Source organism: Paenalcaligenes hominis (assembly GCF_011927625.1).
Classification (GTDB): Bacteria; Pseudomonadota; Gammaproteobacteria; order Burkholderiales; family Burkholderiaceae_B; genus Paenalcaligenes; species Paenalcaligenes hominis.
In genome coordinates this window covers 789,875-810,301 of the sequence record NZ_JAATIZ010000001.1, presented here as the reverse complement: position 1 = coordinate 810,301, position 20,427 = coordinate 789,875, and the positions used below count along the sequence as shown (strand labels likewise).

The 20,427-nt window shown below is 45.4% G+C and carries 18 protein-coding genes; 13 read left to right on the top strand and 5 right to left on the bottom strand.

The genetic code is table 11. The features are described 5' to 3' along the window. Positions 1 to 131 precede the first annotated feature (131 nt). From GGR41_RS03885 to GGR41_RS03875, 3 genes are all read left to right on the top strand, one after another. Positions 132 to 521 (top strand): hypothetical protein, encoded by a 390-nt coding sequence (locus GGR41_RS03885; protein ID WP_167660716.1) that lies wholly within the window; start codon positions 132 to 134, stop codon positions 519 to 521. Between the two features lie 110 nt (positions 522 to 631). Next, on the top strand, positions 632 to 1,429 hold the full coding sequence (locus GGR41_RS03880) for a motility protein A (protein WP_167660715.1): 798 nt from the start codon (positions 632 to 634) through the stop codon (positions 1,427 to 1,429). Between the two features lie 2 nt (positions 1,430 to 1,431). After that, complete coding sequence (locus tag GGR41_RS03875) at positions 1,432 to 2,271, top strand: OmpA/MotB family protein (protein ID WP_167660714.1); 840 nt, start codon at positions 1,432 to 1,434, stop codon at positions 2,269 to 2,271. 1 nt (position 2,272) lies between these two features. On the opposite strand, the gene GGR41_RS03870 is transcribed toward GGR41_RS03875, so the two are convergent. Both GGR41_RS03870 and GGR41_RS03865 read right to left on the bottom strand, forming a co-directional pair. Continuing rightward, a complete protein-coding gene (locus GGR41_RS03870; protein ID WP_167660713.1) occupies positions 2,273 to 5,944 on the bottom strand; it encodes an AAA family ATPase in 3,672 nt (1,223 codons plus the stop codon). A gap of 1 nt (position 5,945) precedes the next feature. Next, complete coding sequence (locus GGR41_RS03865; RefSeq protein WP_167660712.1) at positions 5,946 to 7,163, bottom strand: exonuclease SbcCD subunit D C-terminal domain-containing protein; 1,218 nt, start codon at positions 7,161 to 7,163, stop codon at positions 5,946 to 5,948. A gap of 119 nt (positions 7,164 to 7,282) precedes the next feature. On the opposite strand from GGR41_RS03865, the gene GGR41_RS03860 reads away from it, so the two are divergent. Continuing rightward, positions 7,283 to 8,587, top strand: a complete 1,305-nt coding sequence (locus GGR41_RS03860) for a serine hydrolase domain-containing protein (RefSeq protein WP_167660711.1) — start codon at positions 7,283 to 7,285, stop codon at positions 8,585 to 8,587. 1 nt (position 8,588) lies between these two features. Here GGR41_RS03860 and GGR41_RS03855 read toward each other — a convergent pair whose 3' ends face one another. Beyond that, positions 8,589 to 9,545 (bottom strand): helix-turn-helix transcriptional regulator, encoded by a 957-nt coding sequence (locus GGR41_RS03855; RefSeq protein WP_167660710.1) that lies wholly within the window; start codon positions 9,543 to 9,545, stop codon positions 8,589 to 8,591. 158 nt (positions 9,546 to 9,703) lie between these two features. Between GGR41_RS03855 and GGR41_RS03850 the strand changes: the two genes are divergently transcribed. After that, positions 9,704 to 11,158 (top strand): aldehyde dehydrogenase family protein, encoded by a 1,455-nt coding sequence (locus GGR41_RS03850; RefSeq protein ID WP_167660709.1) that lies wholly within the window; start codon positions 9,704 to 9,706, stop codon positions 11,156 to 11,158. Positions 11,159 to 11,363: 205 nt separating this feature from the next. Next, on the top strand, positions 11,364 to 12,410 hold the full coding sequence (locus GGR41_RS03845; RefSeq protein ID WP_167660708.1) for an AraC family transcriptional regulator: 1,047 nt from the start codon (positions 11,364 to 11,366) through the stop codon (positions 12,408 to 12,410). Here the strand turns inward: GGR41_RS03845 and GGR41_RS03840 are convergent. After that, positions 12,400 to 12,912, bottom strand: a complete 513-nt coding sequence (locus GGR41_RS03840; protein WP_167660707.1) for a 2,4'-dihydroxyacetophenone dioxygenase family protein — start codon at positions 12,910 to 12,912, stop codon at positions 12,400 to 12,402. The two genes, GGR41_RS03845 and GGR41_RS03840, sit on opposite strands and share 11 nt — an antisense overlap. A 234-nt stretch (positions 12,913 to 13,146) precedes the next feature. On the opposite strand from GGR41_RS03840, the gene GGR41_RS03835 reads away from it, so the two are divergent. The 3 genes from GGR41_RS03835 to GGR41_RS03825 all read left to right on the top strand — a co-directional run bounded on the left by GGR41_RS03835 (position 13,147) and on the right by GGR41_RS03825 (position 15,213). After that, positions 13,147 to 13,443, top strand: coding sequence for an SH3 domain-containing protein (locus GGR41_RS03835; protein ID WP_167660706.1), 297 nt, complete (start codon positions 13,147 to 13,149; stop codon positions 13,441 to 13,443). A 70-nt stretch (positions 13,444 to 13,513) separates the two neighbouring features. Next, on the top strand, positions 13,514 to 14,620 hold the full coding sequence (locus GGR41_RS03830) for an AAA family ATPase (RefSeq protein ID WP_167660705.1): 1,107 nt from the start codon (positions 13,514 to 13,516) through the stop codon (positions 14,618 to 14,620). Then, a complete protein-coding gene (locus GGR41_RS03825; protein WP_167660704.1) occupies positions 14,614 to 15,213 on the top strand; it encodes a DUF4276 family protein in 600 nt (199 codons plus the stop codon). The genes GGR41_RS03830 and GGR41_RS03825 overlap by 7 nt, the downstream gene beginning before the upstream one ends. A 108-nt stretch (positions 15,214 to 15,321) precedes the next feature. Here GGR41_RS03825 and GGR41_RS03820 read toward each other — a convergent pair whose 3' ends face one another. After that, positions 15,322 to 15,783 carry a MarR family winged helix-turn-helix transcriptional regulator gene (locus GGR41_RS03820; RefSeq protein ID WP_167660703.1) on the bottom strand — a complete coding sequence of 154 codons (462 nt, stop codon included), beginning with the start codon at positions 15,781 to 15,783 and terminating at the stop codon, positions 15,322 to 15,324. 172 nt (positions 15,784 to 15,955) lie between these two features. On the opposite strand from GGR41_RS03820, the gene GGR41_RS03815 reads away from it, so the two are divergent. The 4 genes from GGR41_RS03815 (at position 15,956) to GGR41_RS03800 (ending at position 20,382) form a co-directional block, all read left to right on the top strand. After that, positions 15,956 to 16,915, top strand: coding sequence for a PDR/VanB family oxidoreductase (locus tag GGR41_RS03815; protein ID WP_209279723.1), 960 nt, complete (start codon positions 15,956 to 15,958; stop codon positions 16,913 to 16,915). 34 nt (positions 16,916 to 16,949) lie between these two features. Then, the gene (locus GGR41_RS03810) at positions 16,950 to 18,068 is read left to right on the top strand and encodes an aromatic ring-hydroxylating oxygenase subunit alpha (protein ID WP_167660702.1); all 1,119 of its coding nucleotides are present in this window, start codon (positions 16,950 to 16,952) and stop codon (positions 18,066 to 18,068) included. Between the two features lie 75 nt (positions 18,069 to 18,143). Then, positions 18,144 to 19,475 (top strand): MFS transporter, encoded by a 1,332-nt coding sequence (locus GGR41_RS03805; RefSeq protein WP_167660701.1) that lies wholly within the window; start codon positions 18,144 to 18,146, stop codon positions 19,473 to 19,475. 307 nt (positions 19,476 to 19,782) lie between these two features. Then, positions 19,783 to 20,382: a YagK/YfjJ domain-containing protein gene (locus GGR41_RS03800; RefSeq protein ID WP_167660700.1), complete on the top strand. Its 600-nt coding sequence runs from the start codon at positions 19,783 to 19,785 to the stop codon at positions 20,380 to 20,382. Positions 20,383 to 20,427 lie beyond the last annotated feature (45 nt).

Below are 20,427 nucleotides of genomic sequence, written 5' to 3'. Positions count from 1 at the left end.
GGTACCCAAGACCTGTATTAAGCATAAACCATGCCAAGATAATATCAGATATCACTCATAAAATTAACAACTTATAGGCTAATCTTAAAAAATAAATGAAGACTCGTAACCTATCTTTTCTTGGCTTTTCTATGGGTTTGATATGTAGCGTGTATTTTAATAGCGCTATGGCCCAGCAAGCATGGGCCTTTGAGCAAGTTAGCCCTGCCATTTACCAGCTAGATCAGCCGGTTACGCAGCGTTACACAAGCATAGACAGCTTGCAACCACCAGCAAGACATCAACACTTTACCGCCGTAATGGTGCAAGTTTCACCATCGGTAGGGGCTGCCATCGAAAGTTTTGCCTGCATCAATGACACATCCACGTGTTTGCCTATCGTTGGGGGTCGATTATACACGCAGGCCTTTAACCAATATAGTGCGGTTAGCCCTATATTGATCGTTCACAAGATTAAAGACTGGGCAGGGGTCATACCCCCTGTATTTATCAAGTCGCAATTGAACATTTGGTGGGAATAACTGCAAGCCATTTGATTTGTGTTAACATTTTTTAACTATTGTTCATTTATTATTATAATTTTGTTAGAAATGGTTAACACCTCTACCTAGAGCTGTTATTTAGGCGTGAAATGAATCCATCAACCCTTATTGGTATAGTCGCTAGCGTTCTTTTGCTAGGCGTAGTCATCTTTTACACCGCTGTCGACCCCTCATTATTTCTTGATATACCCAGTATATTAGTGGTTGTAGTGGGAACCATGGCAGCCACCTTCATTAGTTATCCTCTTAGCGAGGTCGTGCGCATTTTTGGTTTGATCTGGACAGTACTGCGCAATGAAAAACTGTACGCTCAACACGACATCGATGAACTAATAGACATTTCGCGCTTATGGGTGTCTGGTGATATACGAGCAGTGGAAAATGCGCTAGAGCAGATCTCGAACCCTTTTTTAAAAACAGGGGTCCAGCTTGTTATTGACATGACCCCGGAAGAGGAAATTCTTGAACTACTTCAATGGCGCATCACGCGTATGCGGGCTCGTGAATACGCTGAAGCACAGCTGTTCCGTGTTATGGCCAGCTACGCCCCGGCCTTTGGCATGGTAGGCACGCTAATTGGGCTTGTTAATTTGATGTTTTTACTAGGTGATGGCGATATGACCATTATTGGCCAACAAATGGCCTTAGCCTTAATGACCACCTTTTATGGCATTTTATTGTCTAATCTTCTTTTCAAACCGGTAGCTGTAAAACTAGAACGCCGTACCGAGCAGCGTCTTGTGCTCATGAACATGGTCCTCCAAGGCGTTTCCATGATGAGTCAAAAGCGTGGCCCTGCAATGATGCGAGAAACACTCAATTCATTTATGGCGCAGTACCAAGATGAGATTAATGATGGTAATGGTCGTTATTACGACGAGGACTAAGCATGAACGCTGATAATAAACTCATCGGTCAACTGACAGCCAAAGCCAAATCTCTCGAGGCCGAACTGCAACAAGCCCGTATGGTGTTACGCTCTCGCAAAAGCAACACCCCACAAAAAAGCTGGCTCGCACTGGGTGACAGCACAATGCAACCCCGCGAGGAAGAAGAAACGTGGTTTGCTACCTATTTAGATATGATGACGCTGCTATTGGTGCTGATGATCGTTATGTTGGCCTTTGCTGGCAAAGGCGAGTTTGAGTACGGTACCGATAAAGACGCCAATGCCATTGTGGTAGGTGCACGTGCAGACGGTCAGTTTGCTGGCGTCACAATCAATGCCAAAGGAACCGCTGCCCAGCAGGGCGGGGCTCCCACAGAGAACGCCCTAACAGAAGAAAGCCAGTCAGCACACCGTCTAGAGGATTTAGGTCTAGAGGGCCTTAGCGACGACATTGATGTGGTGCTAAACGATGAAACGGTCAGTTTTAGGATTAACAGCGAGATTTTGTTTCCTTCGGGGCAAGCTGACTTAAGCCTAGCAGGGGTTACCGTCTTGCAATCCTTAATTAATGTGCTCAAGAAAAACGACTTCCAAATAGCAGTAGAAGGCCATACCGACTCCATCCCCATTCGTAGTAGCCGGTTTCCATCTAACTGGGAGTTATCTAGCTCTAGGGCAGGCAGCGTAGTGCGTTATTTTGAAGCTAACGGCATTGCCAGCGATAGATTGCGAGCCGTGGGCTATGCCGATACACGCGCATTAAACTCTAATGACACTGCCGAAGGGCGTGCTCAAAACCGTCGGGTTGAGCTCACTATGGAAATCCCTAAAGCAAAATAGCCTACGCAATACGTTCACAACCGGGCCCTTCAAGTCGGCTGCGTCCACCTTGAAGGGGATGCACTTGAATTTGTGTAGCAATACGTTCTTTAAGCGCCGGCACATGCGAAATTACGCCAATGGTTTTACCTTCTTGGTATAAAGAGCTTAATGTATCTAAGGCAATATCTAGCGCGTCTTCATCTAACGTGCCAAAGCCTTCGTCCAAAAACAAAGAATCCAAACGCACATTTTGACTGGCCATATGCGATAACCCAAGCGCTAAGGCTAAGCTGATTAAAAAACTTTCGCCGCCTGACAAGTTTTTGGTTGAGCGCACTTCACCCGCTTGGTAATTATCGATCACACTCAATACCAGCGGTTCTGTAGGATGACGCAATAGCAAGTATCGGTCTTGCATGCGTTCAAGCTGTTGGTTCGCGTGATGAACCATACGGTCAAACGTCAAACCCTGTGCAAAATTCCTGAATTTTTTACCGTCTGCAGAGCCGATAAGCTCACGGAGCTGAGACCACTTTTCTAATTCTTTTTTCTGCTGGGCAACGATCTGTTGATGCGCAGCTGTTTTTTGTTTTTGTTGCTGATTTCGCGTCAGTTGCCCTGATAACTGGCCAACAAGCTGTTGCTTAATATCGTAGTCTTCGCGCAGTGCTTGCTCTTTTTCGTGAACCTGCTCGGTGTCTTGCGCCCCCAGTTGCGCAGTTAATGCACTGAGTTGCTGCGTGACGTCATGGTCTTGGCTTTGTAAAAGCTGGGCATCGGTGATGAGTTGCTGTTGTTGTCTAGCTAAGTCTTCGCGCTCCTCTAAGGGAATAAGCGCTTGCTCATACGTTTGTTCAGAGCTAAAGCCAATGCGCAGGAGCGCTTCGAGGAAACGCGTTTCACTTAAAGTTAGCGCCGTGCTCAACGCCTCTACCTGGCTGTTCTGTTCTTCAAGCGCCTCCTGCGTATGGGTCTTACGCGAGTGGAGCTCTTGCCAGGTTTTTTGAGCGGCTTGGTGCAAAGCATGATCGGTTTTCAGCTGTTCCTCGAGCTCACGCTCCCTCTGCTCCACCACGGCGTGGCCAAATAAATCGTAGCGGGTTTTCTGAGTCGTGTGACGTTCGTGTGTGAGTTGCTCTACGGTTTGCTCAAGCTGTTGAAGTTGCTGATGGACTTGGGTGTAATGAGCCTGCTGATCCTTATGATTCAAAGTCAGTTGTTGAAGCTGGTCACGACATTGTTGCAAAGCGCTAAGCTGCGTTTCCCAGCGTTGTTGACGAATCTGTAATTCGGCGATGAAATCTGCGGGCCGTTGCTCTGCCTTTAAGCCATAAGGCTGACAGGCCTCGACCAATTTTTCTTGTTCTTGCGCTACACGCTTCACAAGTTGGTCCACGTCGTGCTGACACTCTGCCACGCGCTGCGCGTGCTCTTGCCGCTGTGCATGGCATTGCTCAACTTTTAAACGGGTGGTGGCGTCGATTTGCTCTTGCTGCATTAAGGCTTGCTTTGCAGAAAGCAATGCCGTATCTAAGGTGGTGATTTGAGCTAACTGACGTTCTGTGTGTTGCCATGCTTCTTTAGCTTGCTGTAGAGCGTGCTGCAGCGCCTCGGGTTGCGCTAACTGCTGCTGCAGTGTGATTGTGTCTAGACCATGCCGCTCTGCAAATCGTTGCATGCGTTGTGTTTGCTGTTGTTGCTCTTGTTTTGCTTGCGCTTGCTCGCTGTGCAACTGTCCTTGAGTGCGGTGTAAAGCATCACGTTGGGTTTGAACTTGCTGCTGCAGACGCTGCAGCTGTTGGGTAGCTTGATTGAGCTCGTGCTGGGTCTGTGCAATAGGCGGGGTGATCGCCTTGTCAGCCCACGGGTGCTCGGTTGAGCCACAAAGCGGGCAGGGCGTATCCTGCTCTAGCAGCGCGCGTTCATGCTCCATCGTCATGATGCGCTGCTCTGAAGCAAGCAAGCGCTCTAAGGCATGGACCGCTTGCTCTTGAGAGTGCACTACGGTTAATGCTTGGCCTAAAGCGTGTTGAGTCTGCTGCTCTTGTTCGATTAGCGTAGCCATGCGTTGTTGGCGAAGGCGCTGCTGGTGCTGCCACGTTTGAGCCTCTAGAGCGAATTCCATTAAAGCGGTAGCACGGTTGTACTGAACTTTCTGGGCATCCAGTTGCTCTTGCCATTGCGCTAAGGAACGGTTTTGGGTCAGGGCTTGCCAATTATGCTCGTTTTTCTGAACCAGATCGAGCGCTTGCTGTAGCTGGTTTTCATTTTTGGCTTGAGCCAACACCAAGTCTTGATGCTGTGCGTCCAACTGGTTACGGCGCTCTTGAGCCTGCTGCAACACGCCTTTTTTCTTTTTTAATTCAGCCTGTAGGCTATCTACGTAATCCGCGCAGTGCAGCATAGCGCCTAACTCAGCGCTCAAATGGCTATCTTGCTGATTGTGATCCAGATACTGTTTTACCGTATCGTGTTGGGCTTGTGTCTGCTGTAATTGCTTTTGGCTATCCTCTAACCGCTGCCGTTCCGTCTGCTGCGCGGCTGTCAGCTGCTGTTTTTGTTCTGTACAACGCCGTAGCTCTCTGTCTAGCCGTTGTAGCTCACCATCTAAAGCACGCGCCTGCTGAAACACAGGCCGTTGCGTCTGCAATGCAGTTTCAGCGCGCTGGACATCTTTTTCTGTGCGCTCACGTGTTGCTTGGCACTGGTCTAATTGCTGTTGCAATGGCGGTAGACGCTGCATTAACGCGTGCTGTTTTGCTTTGGCCTGCTGCAGCGCGGTACGCTGCGCCGTCAAGGCGTAATGCTTTTTTTCTAGCTGCGCAGCTTTTTCGGCTTCTTTTAAGCGTTGCGCTGCGGCGGCAAAGGTTTGCTTTCTATACTCTAAATCATTGACCTGTTGGGCAATGAGGCGTTTATTTTGCTGCAGTTGCTCACGTTTTTCTAAAGCATGCCGTATGGCTCTATATTGGCTTAGCTCATTATCCAAATCACGCAAGGCGGCATTCACGTCTTCCAATTCTTGCTGCATCTGTTGCTCTTGCTCGGGCGATAACAGCTCAATGTGATCAAGGGATTGCATCAAGTCTTTTAAGGTTTTCTTTTCCGCGCTGTATCGCTCATGCGCCAAAATAGATAAGTCACTGTAAATAGCCGTGCCAGTGATCTGCTCTAAGATAGGGGCGCGTTGATCGGCGTCTGCTTGTAAAAAAGCGGCAAAATTCCCTTGGGCTAAGAGCATAGAACGTGTAAATCGATCAAAATCCATGCCTGTCAGGCGTTCCACTTCGCTAGCAACTCGTCTTAACTGGTGGGCTAATACTGTGCCACACTCTATTTTGGCTAGCTCATGGCGTGGCGACTGCAGCTCCCCTTGGGGCTGTTTACGTGCACGGTGTTGAGCCCAATGAGCCCGAAACTGCCCCTCATCCGTTTCAAAACAAACTTCAGCAAAACACTCGCCTGTGTGCCTAGACATAATGTCATTTTGAGATGCCGAGATACGATCTAAGCGGGGGGTACGACCAAACAAGGCCAAACTAACGGCATCAAGTAGGGTGCTTTTCCCCGAACCCGTTGGACCAGTAATAGCAAATAAGCCTTGAACCTCATAATCAGGATGGGTGAAATCGACTAGCCACTCGCCCTCGAGTGAGTTTAAGTTTTTTAAACGTAAGGACAATAAACGCATATTACGACTCGCGATGCTGATCCCAAATTTCTTGGAACGCGGATGTTAAGGATAAGTGCTGAGACTCGGGAATCTCGTGACTCGCCAAACAACGCTCGAACACGTCCATTGGCGTCAGTGCATCCAGGCATTCTGTTATGGCATTGCTTTTTAATGTGTGTTGCACCATTGCTAGGTTTTGAATGCGTAGAACCTCAACCGAACTCTTGGCGCATATCGTCTCGATGCGTTCGCGCAAATCGGTCATTAAAAGCTGGTCTTGATACACCACCTCTACCCAAACCGATTCACCAGTACCACATAACTCAGTAAGTTGTTGTTCAATATGCGACCAGTCACCTTGTAGTTGCACCAACGCTTGGAAACGGGGAATGGGCAAGGCACGTACTTGATGTAAGGCGGCTTGGTGAAATTCGACAATACACACTTCCTTTTGGTGTGTTGCCTCGCCAAAGCCCATCGGAATGGGGGAGCCACAATACCGGATATGCGTTTGCTGCGCCACTTTTTGTGGCACATGTAAATGGCCTAAAGCAATGTAATCAAACACAGAGGGAAAACGCGCGGCAGAAAAATGCCCTAATTCACCCACATATAAATCACGCACTCCATCATCTTTCAGTAATTGCCCGCCGGCTGTAAACAAATGGCCCGTTGCCACAATAGGAACGGGCTGTGGCAAAGCATCACGCAGTGCGACGGCCAGGCTTGCCACCTCGTCATAATGCGCTTGAATGCCGGCGATCAGCTTTTGCGCCTTATCTTCCACACTTTCCCCAGCTTGCACCGTACGAATATCTCGATCACGCAAATAGGGCACGGCACACACAATTAACTCGACCTCGCCCGCGGCGTTTTTGAGGGCAAGCACCTCGTCTTGGCGATCTGCGCAGGCTTGGCCGATCACATGAATAGCTAAACTGCTTAATAACTGTTGAGGGGCATTGATAAAGGAGGGTGAATCATGGTTGCCTGCGATAATCACCACATGCCGACAACCCGTTGCCGCCACGCGCGTTAAAAACTGGTAGTACTGGGTTTGGGCTTGATTGCTGGGCGTGCTGGTATCAAACACATCGCCCGCTACAACCAACACATCAATGGTTTGTTCTTTTAATGTTACGAGCAGCCAGTCTAAAAAAGCCTGAAACTCTGCCTCACGTCGTTTACCATACAAGTGACGTCCTAAATGCCAATCTGAAGTGTGAAGAAGTTTCATAACGGAAATAAAGACTCTGCAATCTGATAGGGGTGACTCGCTATAAGACAGTGGCTAGAGTATCGCCCTGAGCCAACACGGCTGCCCGAATAGCCAGAAAAAGGATAGAAGGATTTGGAATGAAAAATGTGATTATACCGCTCATGTTAGGGCTAAGCAGCATCAGTCACGCTGGCTCTGAACCGACTGAGCCATTAAATGCGCAGGAATCGGATCCCATTACGATGGGCTGGATGACCGGGTTTCCCCCGCCCCCAACAGCACTGATTATGCAGCCCGAATCCGACTTTTTTAGTTTCCCCAAGCTACGTTGGACCGTCTGCCATATACGAGAGCTTATGCCAACCAAACAGGTCAGTCGAGGCATTGCAGCCCCCAGCAGTTTGCCGTATGCCATAGATAAAAACATCGACGCCATCACCTTTCGCCCTTTAGGTCGTGAAAATAAAATGACTTGGGCCGAATCCCTGTTAGCGAATTATACGGATGGCATCCTGATCCTGCATCAGGGACGCATTGTGTACGAGAGCTATTCAGGCTGTTTAAGTGAAATCGGACAACATGCCGCCATGTCGATGACAAAATCCTTAATAGGGCTCTTAGCCGAGGTGCTAGTGGTTGAAGGCAAGCTAGACGAACAAGCCCACGTGTCTTCGCTGGTCCCCGAACTCAAACACAGCGCTTTTGGTTCTGCTACCGTGCGCCATGTCATGGACATGACCACCGCTTTGGATTACAGCGAAGACTATGCCGATCCTAACGCCGACATTTGGCTTTATTCCCAAGCCGCTAGCCCTTTACCTAAACCCAGCGATTACACTGGGCCTAATGGCTATTTTGATTACTTGCAAACAGTAGAACAAAAAGGAACACATGGCGAGGCCTTTGGTTATAAAACCATAAACACCGATGCCTTAGGCTGGATTATCTCTAGAGTCACTGGTCAAGACATTACTACTCTTTTGTCTGACCGCATCTGGAGCCAAATTGGTGCTGAACAAGACGGTTATATGACCGTAGACGCTAAGGGCACGCCCTTTGCAGGAGGCGGGCTGAGTGCAGGCCTACGCGACCTAGGGCGTATTGGGCAACTGATACTCAATAAAGGCCAGCTGAATGGGCGCCAGATCCTGCCCGCGCAAGCCATTGAAAACATCCAATTAGGCGGAGACAAATCCGTATTCGCTAAAGCCAATCACACCACTTTGCCCGATGCAAGTTACAAAAGCATGTGGTGGGTTTTTCATAATGACCACGGTGCGTTCGCTGCACGAGGTGTCCATGGGCAAACCATTTATATAGACCCAACGGCGGACATGGTGATTGTGCGATTTGCCTCCTTTCCCGTAGCCAGCAACGCTGCCATAGATCCCACCTCTCTGCCTGCCTATCAAGCGGTAGCAGACTACCTAAAAACACAATAGGCTATTGTGTTTTATGCGCAGAAGTAGAGTGGTGACGCCGCTCGCTTGGGCTGACATCAAAACGACGACGATAGGCGTTACTAAAGTGCGCCTGATCCGAAAACCCAACGGCATAAGCAATCTCGGAAAGCAATAAGCGAGAGTGATTCGCTAACAACTGATCTGCAGCAAGTAAGCGAGCCTCTAAGAGCGTCGCTCTAAATGTGGTATTGTGCCGTTGAAAAAGGCTTTGTAAGGTTCTAGGCGCTAGGTTCACATGGTCGCTGACTCGTTGAAGAGTAAGACTAGAATCAGCTACGTGCATTTTTATATAAGCGCAGGCGCGCTCATACAGTATCTGTTGAAAACTACTTGAATCGTTCTGAGCACAGGGGTCGCCATCAATTAGCATCGTCACTAGATTAAGCAAACAACGGCTAGCTAGCTCTACTTGATGAAGCGCAAGCTGTTCAAAGTTCTGTACCAAACTAGTTAAATAGTCGTGTAGCAAAGGACCGCCTGCATTGGTAGGCAACGGCCGAGCGACAAAATCATGGATTAACCCCGAATGCGCTAGAGGCCCAACCAGAGGCAAACGCACACACGTCATCGCAACGCCATCATCAAAATCAAAGGTAAACGGAGAACTACCTACATTGATACTCAGCTCGCCAGGGCCAATAGATTGAGACCTACCATACTGCTGTAACTGACATAAGCCAGCACGATGTTGGTTGATAAACAGCCAATCATTGAACTGATCCTCTGTATTACAAATAACTTGATAAGACTGCGCCTGTAATTGATTGATTGAAAGATCGCCTGCTTTTTCCGATTTTAAATAGGCATGAAAGGGGCGAGTGGGGTGTCGAGGTTGTGTTTGTACCCTTAAAAAAGCAGAAGAAATGGCTTCATTCCATACGGAAGAAGCGCATTCAGACTCGAGTTTGTGAGTACTCCAAATTGTAGTCCGTTCCATAGTGCGTTGACTCAGGCAATGCGCCTAAATACAAATCAATGGGCGCGTAAGTACAAGACAGGGCGTGGGATTTGTTGATAATCAAACAATAAAGATTTCGTTAATAGGACTGATGCCTGTCCATAACGATCAATACCCATATCCTTAGGAGACGACAAATGAGTTCAACTGTAAAGACCTATTATCCCTATATCAATGGTCAGTTCTGGCAATCTGAAGGCCAGCCCATGAAAGAGGTGCGCAATCCTTTTAATGGTGAGCTAATTGGGCAGGCTTACTTGGCTACTGCAGCAGATATTGAACTAGCACTCGCCAGTGCCGAGCACGCTCAAAAAGCCTGGGGTAAAACCTTAGCCAAAGAAAGGGAGGCTGTTTTATTAAAAGCGGCTGACATTGTAGAGCGTCGTCGCTTAGAAATCGTCAAAGTGCTAGTTGAAGAGGGCGGGAACGTCTTTGGCAAAGCAATGTTTGAATGCGACTACATCATTAGCACGTTTCGTATTGCAGCGGGTCAAGCACGTGATATACGCGGTGAAACCCTGCCCACAGAAATACCAAATCGCTTATCGATGACCCTACGCCAACCGGTAGGGGTAGTGGTAGGGATTGGACCCTTTAATGCGCCCCTGTTATTAAACGGTAAAAAATTGGCACCTGCACTGGCTGCTGGCAATAGCTTCATTTTAAAGCCCTCACCCTATACACCTCTAGCGGCCTTGCTCTTTGCAGAGATTCTCGAAGAGGCGGGGCTACCAGCAGGGGTGCTTAGTGTTATTCCTACTACAGACGACGCAATGGGCGACACGCTTTTTTCTGACCATCGCGTCAAATTAATTACATTTACTGGTTCAGCGCGGGTAGGTCGCTTTTTAGCCGAGCTAGCTGGCCGTTACCAAAAACGCATTGTCTTAGAGCTAGGAGGAAAAAGCCCTTTAGTTATATTAGCCGATGCAGACTTAGATTATGCCGTGCGTTCTGCCGCGTTTGGGATCTTTTTCAACCAAGGCCAAGTGTGTATGGCGAACTCGCGCATTATTGTTGAAGCGCCAATTTACGAGGCGTTTTGTGAAGCCTTTGCTGAAAAAGTCAAACAAGTACCTTTTGGTGACCCCGCCCTAGAGCACATGGCGGTCGGGCCGCTCATTGATGCGAATCAGGTTAGCTTTATTCAAAACCATATCAACGATGCCGTTTCTAAAGGGGCAAGCTTAGTCACAGGTGGCCAAGCTATAGGAAATGTGCTCGAGCCCTCTGTATTAGTCGACGTAGAGCCAGGTATGGCTGTTTATAACGAAGAAAGCTTTGGGCCATTAGCGGCTATTTACAAAGCCAATGATTTCGATCATGCGGTAGACATTGCCAATGACACCTCGTACGGGTTGTCCTCTGGCATTGTGACCAATGACCTGCAAAAAGCCTTTGATTTTGCATTACGTGTAGAAGCCGGCTCGGTACACATTAATGACAACGCCTTTGACGACGACCCGAATGCACCTTTTGGTGGGTTTAAAGATAGCGGGTATGGCAAAGAAAACGGACGTTATTCCATTGAGGACATGACCGAACTGAAATGGGTCACCGTGCAATTAGGAGAGCGCCCGTTGCCGTTTTAAAACGCAGTTGCATTCTATTTTTTCTTTAGAAGACCAGTGGGTTGCCCATCAAGCAAACGGGCTGGGCGACTCACTCAAAGCCTGCGTATCTAGGCGCATTACCTTTCGCTACGCTTCCAGTAGGGTAAGTCCATCTATAGCGTCTATTAGAAAAACTCTATCATGCTCTTAGTAGAGGTTAAATCTAAGATAAGGGATAGACTTTATGCAGACACAGCTTGCGCTTGATGTATCGCCTATTTACTCATACCCAATTATCCAGTCCCGATCCGCGGTTAAATCTCATCAAGAGCTTAGCCACAGCATTTCAGGTCATGAATTGGAATGGCGTAAAGGTAAAGTAAACACTCGACTTTTTCGCTATAACCTCGAACAGATAAGCATGATGGTGTTGGGCTATGGGGCAGAGGTAGAAATTCAAGCTACAAAGTTTCAAGGGTTCAGCTTAGTGCAGATTCCCTTGCGCGGTACAACAGAAATAATAAGCGATGGGGTGTCGGTTATAGCCAAACCAGGGGAAACCGTTATTGTCACCCCAAAAGAAAAAGTACAAACATTATGGCAATTGGGATGTGAGCAATTGCTTTTAAAAATTCCTCATCACCTAATCAGCTGTTTAGACCAGGCATGGGTATCACCCCACCTTCGCCCCCAAAACACCTCAAATTTACGTCCTGCTTATAAAATACAACCTCAAATCACCCAGCAATGGCACGCACTACTTCAGCAACTAATCATGCTGCCAAGTTTATATGGGAAAAAAGGACTAAACTCAGTTTGGCTTCGCCATTTTGAGACCAATATTGCATTGTTTTTACTAAGCCATCAGCCCAGCGTAGACCAAACAGAAACTACGCCACTGTGGCCTAAGCAAAACCATACCAGTATTACAACCGACATTAATCAAAATCGTTTAATACAACTAAAGCGCTACGTACAAGCTCATTTTACGGAAAAAATAACGCTAGCCGATTTAGCCAGAGTTGCCGGGGTCAGCACTCGCACCTTAAATGTGATGTGCCATCAACAGATAGGCATGTCACCCATGACGTGGCTACGCACAGTCAGGCTTGATGCCATTCGGCAAGCGCTTTTATCAAACCCCAAAAAAAGTATTACAGAGCTTGCATTAGCACATGGTTTTGAGCATTTAGGCCGCTTTTCTTTTTATTATCAGCAGCGTTTTGGCGAGCTTCCAAAAGACACCGGACAGAAGCCCACCAAAACAGCCAAATCCACAATTAACGAATAAAGAGTGCTTCATTAATAGGAAGATTATGCTTCTCACAGTATGTAAGGTAATGATCTATCATCCAAAACACATCGACTATTTCAATAATACGATCATTTTCATCTAAAAACTCAACCGGCGTCCCTAGCTGAAACAGAGTTTCCATTCCTGTGTCTGTCATTAAAGTATGCGCTCGCCCTGGTGCCTCATTAAAATACGATCCGGCCGTAGCCACCCAATCGTATTCTTTATAATAAAGACTACCAGATAACACATAACCCATCACTGGGGCTCGATGTCGATGGCGGCCTAAGGCTCCTCCCTGGGTAGCTCTCATAATATGCACAGAGACGTTATTACGAATATCAAAACTTAGATGCCGCAAGGAAACAATATCGTTCATGGGTATCCAAGGAGAGGTCTGCTCAGAAGCATCTAAATAGCCTTCTTCCGGTGCAAATTTTGCACGTATCTCATCTAAACGCTTTTCAAGAGTAATATAGCTATCAGTATTTTGTCTCATCCAATTTTCCTTTATTATCAAACACTTGTTTTACAATAAGTTTTACAGTCTATGACTTACTCAGCTCAATATTTAGTGTAAAGACAAGGGTCTAACAAAAATAGCCATAATACGCATGCGCAATTATCCGTTTTTTGCAGTGAGTTAGCCTGTGACCCAGACCTCCGTGTAGTTATTACTAATGCTCATGCGACTATTGCAGGTGTAGAGCGTAATTTATTAGCCGATGGTTATTTGCAGGTACGAGAGTTCGTACCGTATCGTATTGACATTGATGCTAATTTTCCAAATGCTTCAGAACGTCCCCAAGCCTGCCAAGCCCCAAAGTTTACCGCTACCGCTGTCATTCAAGACAAAGACGGCTACAGCAATGTACGGGCTCAGCCTAATGCTAAAAGCAACGTTATTGAAAAGCTCTTTGATAACGAGCCGTTTTATACCTTTGAGCAAAAAGGTAACTGGTGGCAGGTCTGTACGCCAACAGGGCAGGTGGGGTATTTGTACCATGACCGTATACGATTGCAGCATTAAAATGAGTGAGAGTCACTGTGCTTTATAATAATTATTTGTAGCTAGCTAATCGTCATTTACAGGTAGATGCATGTCAGAGATTTCAACACATCTTAAGCGGGTGCAAGTTCAGGGCTTTAAGTCGATTAAAGAGCTGGACTTAGCCATGAACCCTATCAATATACTCATAGGGGCGAATGGCTCAGGAAAGTCAAATTTCATCTCGCTTTTCACCTTTCTACGTCATCTTTCCGAAGGAAAGCTACAAACCTACGTGGAAAAAAATGGATTTGCTAACGTCTTTTTTCATTTTGGCTCTAAGCAAACCGAAAGGATCATGATTGATCTAACGGTCAATAACAATAGCTACCATGTTAAGTTTGTACACGGCGAAGCCAATGACGCTTTAGTGTTTGAAGAGGAATACTGTACCTATGCCCAGTCAAACAAACATTTTTATGTGAAAGGTAGTTTAGGAGAAAGTGGACTTCTGCCTAATGCAGATGCAGATAGCAAACCAGTGAGAAAGTACACGCTGGATTATTTACAGAATTGCCGTGTTTATCACTTCCATGATACGAGTGCTACAGCAGCCTTTAAGCAAGCGCAAAAACTCAGTGCTAATACGTACTTGTATTCTGATGCCGCGAACCTAGCTCCTTTCTTATTGTTTTTACGGGAGCATTACCCAGCTAGCTATCAAGACATCATTACAGCGATTCAGACGGTAGCGCCTTTTTTTCATGATTTTTACTTACTACCCCAGGGGCGTGCTGGGGATGAGTCTTTACTTCTAAGATGGACACATCGAGAGAGTGAGACACCATTCTCCGCTAATCAGCTATCGGATGGCACGGCGCGTTTTATTTGCATGGCTACGCTGTTTTTGCAGCCCGATGAACTTAGACCCGATACCATTATTTTAGACGAGCCTGAGCTGGGTTTACATCCCGCGGCACTTGAGGTGCTCGCTGAAATTATCAAGGCCACCTCTAAAACCACACAAGTGATTTGCTCTACACAGTCTGTCACCTTTGCAAATCACTTCGCGCCAGAGGATTTCATTGTGGTCGACCAACGTCAAGGCGTTTCCGACTTTTCTAGACTACAGCCTGAGTCTTTAAGTGAGTGGCTAGCAGACTATGGCATGGGCGATATTTGGAACAAGAATCTTATCGGAGGTCGCCCAGAATGGTAAGAGTTGGAATTTCTGTAGAAGGTGCCACCGAAGAACGTTTTATAAAAATGGTGTTAGCTCCTTATCTGGCAGCTAAACAGGTGTATGTCACACCAATCTCTGTAGGTGGTGGGATCAACCTAGATCGCATTCGCTCTGAACTTAAACGGATGGCAAGTAGCTTTAGTTATGTGACTACGTTTTATGATTTTTATGGTTTTCAAGGCAGAGCAATAGGTGAAACCAAAGTCTCGCTTGAGGACAAGATTAAACAACACGCTCATTCCAACGTTCAAGCTAAACTTATTCCTTATGTACAGATGTATGAGTTTGAGGGCTTGTTGTTTACTTCCCCAGAGGCAATCGCTGCACACTTGAATGGCGATAGTGTAATGAGTTGGGCTCAAGCGGTATTGAGCCAGTTCCATAACAACCCAGAGACAATAAACGATAGTACCGAAACGGCACCATCAAAACGCTTGCTACAAAAAACGAACTATAGAAAAACAACTCATGGCCCTAACATTGCCCAAGAGATAGGCATTGAGGCCTTGCGTCATCAATGTGCAGGTTTTAATGCGTGGCTAGTCAGCTTAGAGTCTTTGGCTCAATAGTTGAACTCATCTTTAGCTGGGAATTAATTTATTTATAGGCTCCGTAAAGGAGCCTGTTTTTTACTGTGCAAAGGTAAGTTATGACCACAGTATCCAAACAATGTTTTCTTAAGGCCTATATTCGTTTACATAGTCAATCTGGCTATGCAGGCGGTTGAGAATATCGATAAAAATCTCTCTTTCATCAGGAGTTAACGTTTGTAGAAGTCGTCGCTCTCTTTCCTGAGCAATCTCAAAAATTTCATCATGCAAACGATAGCCTTCAGTCGTAAGGCTTAGGCATTGCTTTCTGGCATCTTTTTTATCTGGCTCTGACTGTATATAACCTGCCGTTAGTAATGTTTGAACTGACTTGCTCACAGCGCTTTTATCTAAGCCAATAACCTGACAAACACGTTGTGCAGGAATATGGCTTTCTACTACAAGCATAGATAAAACACGCCATTCAACAATACCAATATTAAACCGCTCTCTGTACAGCTGTGAAGAGCCCGAAGAAAGCTTATTGGCGATGAAAGTAAGTAGAGCAGGAGTGTAACGCTCAAGATCTAGTTTTTTTGTTGAAGTCATAGGTTATGAAATATATTAGGGTAAACATTAGTTGATACATCAACTTATTGTTTTTATAGTTGGATCGTTGGCAAGTCAACTAATTGACTAGTTAAAGCTTAGAAACGAGTCTTTAGCTATCACTTAGTGTATTTAATGATAACTGCATTGGCAAAGCTAGGGTTGTACAGCTATGGATATAAATATTTTAAATCTTATTGTCTCACGAAGAGCGCAAGAGGCCGAGGACATAATCTGTTTGGATTTGGTTTCAGCTGAAGGTGGGGAACTGCCCACCTTCGAACCGGGTGCTCATATTGACCTTCATCTACCTAATGGTTTAATTCGTCAATACTCATTGTGTCATCCTGCCACACCATCCACAGATAAGTACTCCATTGCCGTTCAACGTGAAAAAGACTCTAGAGGTGGGTCACAGATAGTGCACGATCAATTAATAGAAGGGTTCTCATTGAGAGCTAGTCCTCCTAAAAACCTATTTGAGTTAGCCCCTCTGGCAGATTTACATGTATTACTAGCTGGTGGCATAGGTATTACTCCTTTGATCTGCATGGCTCAAGAACTTGCAAGAAAAAAAGAAAACTTTGAGCTTCATTATTTTTGTCGCTCACAAGCACATGTTGCCTTTATGAATCTATTGGTTTCTGAGGGGTTAGCACCTTCTGTTCATCTTCATATAGAAACAGATAGTCGCTCTGAAATAGCTAATATTTTGAAAAAGCCAGGCTTAGAGACTCACCTTTATACATGTGGACCGACAGGCTTTATGGATTATGTATTAGAAGTTGCTCATAAAAATCACTGGCCAAGTTCAAACATACATAAGGAGTATTTTGCAGCAGAGACTTCGCCCCAACAAGGTGACCAAATTTTTGAGGTACAAATTGCGAGTACCGGAAAGACTTACCAAATACCTGCTAATAAGACGGTTTTTGAAGTACTGGATGAAGCGGGGATCGACATTCCTGTGTCTTGTGAGCAAGGAATTTGTGGTAGCTGTGTGACTGGTGTGTTAAGTGGCGACCCTGATCATAGAGATCATTTTCTGACAGACGATGAAAAGGCGGCAGGCAACTGCTTTACTCCATGTTGTTCAAGAGCAAAAAGCCCAAGCTTATTACTTGATCTTTAAAACATAAATCAGACTTAATGCTAAGGAGATGATAATGACTATCGCGACAGTAGAAGTTAAACGAGACGTATCAGAAAAAAGTAAATTTCCTCTTAATCAGTGGTATGTAGCCGCTCTTTCCTCTGAATTGAAAGATCAGCCTATTGGACGTACTTTATTGGAAAAACCTATTGTGCTTTTTAGAATGGGTGACGGGACTGTTGCTGCACTAGAGGATCGGTGCTGTCATCGTGCATTACCTCTTTCCAGTGGTATGGTGGAAAGCAGTGGGTTACGGTGTGGCTACCATGGTTTACTATTTAATCAAGATGGGAAATGTATTGAAATTCCGGGCCAAGAAAAAATTCCATCTAAAGCTAAAGTGGCTGCGTATCATGTCCAAGAACGTGATGGTTTGATTTGGATTTGGTTTGGCCAAGATCAACATGTAGCTCCTGCTTGCGATGCGCCATCTTATTTTGTGCACAGCGATCCACAATATGTCTACGGTGGAGGTGTTTACTATTACAACGCTCCATATCAGCTAATTCATGACAACTTATTAGATTTAAGCCATTTGGCTTATGTGCATCCACACACCATTGGTGGAAATGCCAAAATTCACATGAATGCGGAAATGAAAGTGGAAAGTGAGGGTGATAATGTAAGAGTTATTCGCTATATGCCTAACTCAGAGCCACCATCCACGTATACGGCCGCTTATACTTTTCACGGTAATGTAGATCGTTGGCAAGAAATTGATTTTCGTGTCACACACCAATTGATTTGGACAGGTGCAGTTGATCATAATACTGCGGATTTGAATGATCCTGAGCGAGGAGGTTTCCATATGAGAGGCTTTCATGGCATTACCCCTGAAACGGAAACTACCTGTCATTATTTTTGGACCATGGCTACAAATCCTACCAACAATGTTGAGGAAATAAAAAATAAGGTAGTTGAGCAAACTCAACTCACTTTTGACGAGGATAAGGAAATAATTGAAAAACAGTATCAAAATATGCTGCGGTTTGGACCTAAGCCTGTGATTGATATCCATGTAGATGTAGGAGCTAATCGTGCCCGTCGAATTATTGACAGACTATGCGAAAAAAAAGAGATGATTCAATCTGAGTCTAATCAAGACAAAGTCTTAGAGACTGAAACCGTCTAAGCGATTTAAGAAAGATAGGCAAAGTGGGTACTGAAAACAGATCACTTTGCTTACACCCACATAAAGGAGACAAAAATGAAATCTTCAGTCGCTATGGGCATGAGTCAAAGACCAATGAGTACGTTTCAATGGTTTGTTATTTCCTTGTGCTTCTTAATTAATATGCTGGATGGCTTTGATGTTTTAGTCATGGCTTTTACTGCATCCTCCGTGTCCAATGAATGGGGGCTAGGAGGAGTACAACTAGGTTACTTATTAAGTGCTGGGTTGATAGGAATGGCTTTAGGGTCTTTAATCATAGCCCCCTGGGCCGATCATATAGGACGCCGTCCTTTGATTATGGTATGTATCGCTATTACTGGCTGCGGCATGTTGGCTTCAGCATATGCACAGTCGGCGATGCAGCTAGGTGCTCTCCGCTTATTGACTGGGCTTGGGATAGGCGGAATTCTTGCTAGTAGTTATGTGATAGCGGGAGAATATGCCTCAGATCGCTGGCGTGGTCTAGCAATTAGTCTGCAAGCAACTGCCTATGCGTTGGGCGCAACCATTGGAGGGTTAATTGCGGCTCAGATTATCCCTAGTTTAGGTTGGAGGCCGGTTTTTTTCTACGGCGGCATAGTAACACTCATTACTCTTCCGATTCTATTTGTTTGGTTGCCCGAGTCTTTAGACTTTTTAATGTCGAAACGCCCTAAAGATGCTCTTAAAAAGGTGAACTTAATTCACTCTAAGGTTGGGCTACAGTTATTTGATAGGCTCCCAGATGTCTCTAGCTCGGAGCTAGCACCTAACACTAATAAAGTTGGAAGCTTATTTTCATCAGGGCTGGCGGCTTCTACCTTATTAATTTGGGTGGCTTTCTTCATGATCATGTTCACTTTTTATTTTGTCATGAGTTGGACACCTAAACTGTTAGTAACAGCTGGCTTATCTACTCAACAAGGTATTACTGGTGGTGTATTGCTTAATGTAGGTGGAATTGTAGGAACATCTCTAATCGGATTCTTAGCTGCTAAGTATCGTTTGTCTCGCTTGCTAATCATTTACTTCATTATTAGTGCTATTTTGATGAGCATCTTTGTCAGCTTAACTAGTAATTTACACTTGGCGTTTCTGACTGCTTTAGCTTTAGGTGTTTTTGTTAATGGATGTGTAGCGGGGCTTTATTCTATTACCCCTAGCATTTACAGTGTCACGCAGCGTGTAACAGGATTAGGTTGGGCTATTGGTATTGGACGATCCGGAGCTATTTTATCCCCGTTGGTTGCTGGCGGACTTATTGATGCTAATTGGAGCCCAGAACAGTTGTTTACTCTATATGCAGTTGCTTTTTTATTAGCTGCTCTTGCCATTTTTTTATTACAACGTAGGCCTGCTTCTTCGGTAGTTCCACAACCCGCATAGGAACACCTGTTTATTACTTTACAGGCTCCTTTATGGAGCCTATTTTTTTACGTCTCGCCTCTAAGTATATGAACCTAAGTGTGTAGTTTAAAACACCAATCACCTTTGATTTTTCCTTTTACCTGATGGGGTATTTTGGATTGGCTCTTAACTGGGCTTAGGTTCATCACTTTAGGTTTTAGATGCTATTAAATTAAGAAGCAAGGGTAATCGTAGTAGTAGGGGGTGTTCTCAACATACCCCCTTACTTTCTTACTGTTTCATCTAAGGCCTATACCTATCAATGAATCACCATAGAGGTATAGCGATGGCTACACGAAATTACAATCGTTCTAATCAAGAGAGACTTCATCACTTTATTGATCAGCTCTTTAATGACTACTCTAAGCTCCTTGTAGTGCGCTTAGATCTGTACATCGGAAATGAGTATGCTGATGTCAACACTTACGAATATATGAACGAGGCATTTATTCGACTACGTAATAACCTGCGTTTTAATCAGCTCTTTAACCATTACATCACCTATGCAGCAAAGCTAGAGTACGGAGTGGATAGGCGTTGGCATTACCATGTGGTGTTCTTTTTTGATGGACAAAAAGTAAAGAACGATTACTTGTTAGCGCAGGCTTTAGGTGAGTACTGGGTAGATACGATTACACGAGGGTTAGGTAGTTACTACAGCGCTAATATGAATAAATCTACCTATCGGGTGTTTGCTGTAGGTATGGTTTTGTATGATGACTCACAAGGTAAAGCTAACCTGAAAGAGGCTTTGAGGCATTTGGTAAAAGAAGAGGAAGGAAAGCCTGTTAGGCGCGATGCGGCAGGTAAAGCTTATCGTTCGTATAGGCAGGGTGGTTACAAGCCTAGAACCCATCGTTTAGGCCGTCCCAGACTACACTCATAACTCGTTTGAAATATTGTGTTACTTTGTGGCTTTACTTGGAGGAAA

Excerpts from the sequence above, each read along its gene's own strand:
- GGR41_RS03820 (WP_167660703.1), bottom strand. The coding sequence starts at position 15,783 with ATGACTTCAACAAAAAAACTAGATCTTGAGCGTTACACTCCTGCTCTA.
- GGR41_RS03870 (WP_167660713.1), bottom strand. The coding sequence starts at position 5,944 with ATGCGTTTATTGTCCTTACGTTTAAAAAACTTAAACTCACTCGAGGGC.
- GGR41_RS03800 (WP_167660700.1), top strand. The coding sequence starts at position 19,783 with ATGGCTACACGAAATTACAATCGTTCTAATCAAGAGAGACTTCATCAC.
- GGR41_RS03855 (WP_167660710.1), bottom strand. The coding sequence starts at position 9,545 with ATGGAACGGACTACAATTTGGAGTACTCACAAACTCGAGTCTGAATGC.
- GGR41_RS03830 (WP_167660705.1), top strand. The coding sequence starts at position 13,514 with ATGTCAGAGATTTCAACACATCTTAAGCGGGTGCAAGTTCAGGGCTTT.
- GGR41_RS03805 (WP_167660701.1), top strand. The coding sequence starts at position 18,144 with ATGAAATCTTCAGTCGCTATGGGCATGAGTCAAAGACCAATGAGTACG.
- GGR41_RS03860 (WP_167660711.1), top strand. The coding sequence starts at position 7,283 with ATGAAAAATGTGATTATACCGCTCATGTTAGGGCTAAGCAGCATCAGT.
- GGR41_RS03810 (WP_167660702.1), top strand. The coding sequence starts at position 16,950 with ATGACTATCGCGACAGTAGAAGTTAAACGAGACGTATCAGAAAAAAGT.
- GGR41_RS03845 (WP_167660708.1), top strand. The coding sequence starts at position 11,364 with ATGCAGACACAGCTTGCGCTTGATGTATCGCCTATTTACTCATACCCA.
- GGR41_RS03880 (WP_167660715.1), top strand. The coding sequence starts at position 632 with ATGAATCCATCAACCCTTATTGGTATAGTCGCTAGCGTTCTTTTGCTA.
- GGR41_RS03815 (WP_209279723.1), top strand. The coding sequence starts at position 15,956 with ATGGATATAAATATTTTAAATCTTATTGTCTCACGAAGAGCGCAAGAG.
- GGR41_RS03885 (WP_167660716.1), top strand. The coding sequence starts at position 132 with ATGGGTTTGATATGTAGCGTGTATTTTAATAGCGCTATGGCCCAGCAA.
- GGR41_RS03865 (WP_167660712.1), bottom strand. The coding sequence starts at position 7,163 with ATGAAACTTCTTCACACTTCAGATTGGCATTTAGGACGTCACTTGTAT.
- GGR41_RS03825 (WP_167660704.1), top strand. The coding sequence starts at position 14,614 with ATGGTAAGAGTTGGAATTTCTGTAGAAGGTGCCACCGAAGAACGTTTT.
- GGR41_RS03840 (WP_167660707.1), bottom strand. The coding sequence starts at position 12,912 with ATGAGACAAAATACTGATAGCTATATTACTCTTGAAAAGCGTTTAGAT.
- GGR41_RS03875 (WP_167660714.1), top strand. The coding sequence starts at position 1,432 with ATGAACGCTGATAATAAACTCATCGGTCAACTGACAGCCAAAGCCAAA.
- GGR41_RS03850 (WP_167660709.1), top strand. The coding sequence starts at position 9,704 with ATGAGTTCAACTGTAAAGACCTATTATCCCTATATCAATGGTCAGTTC.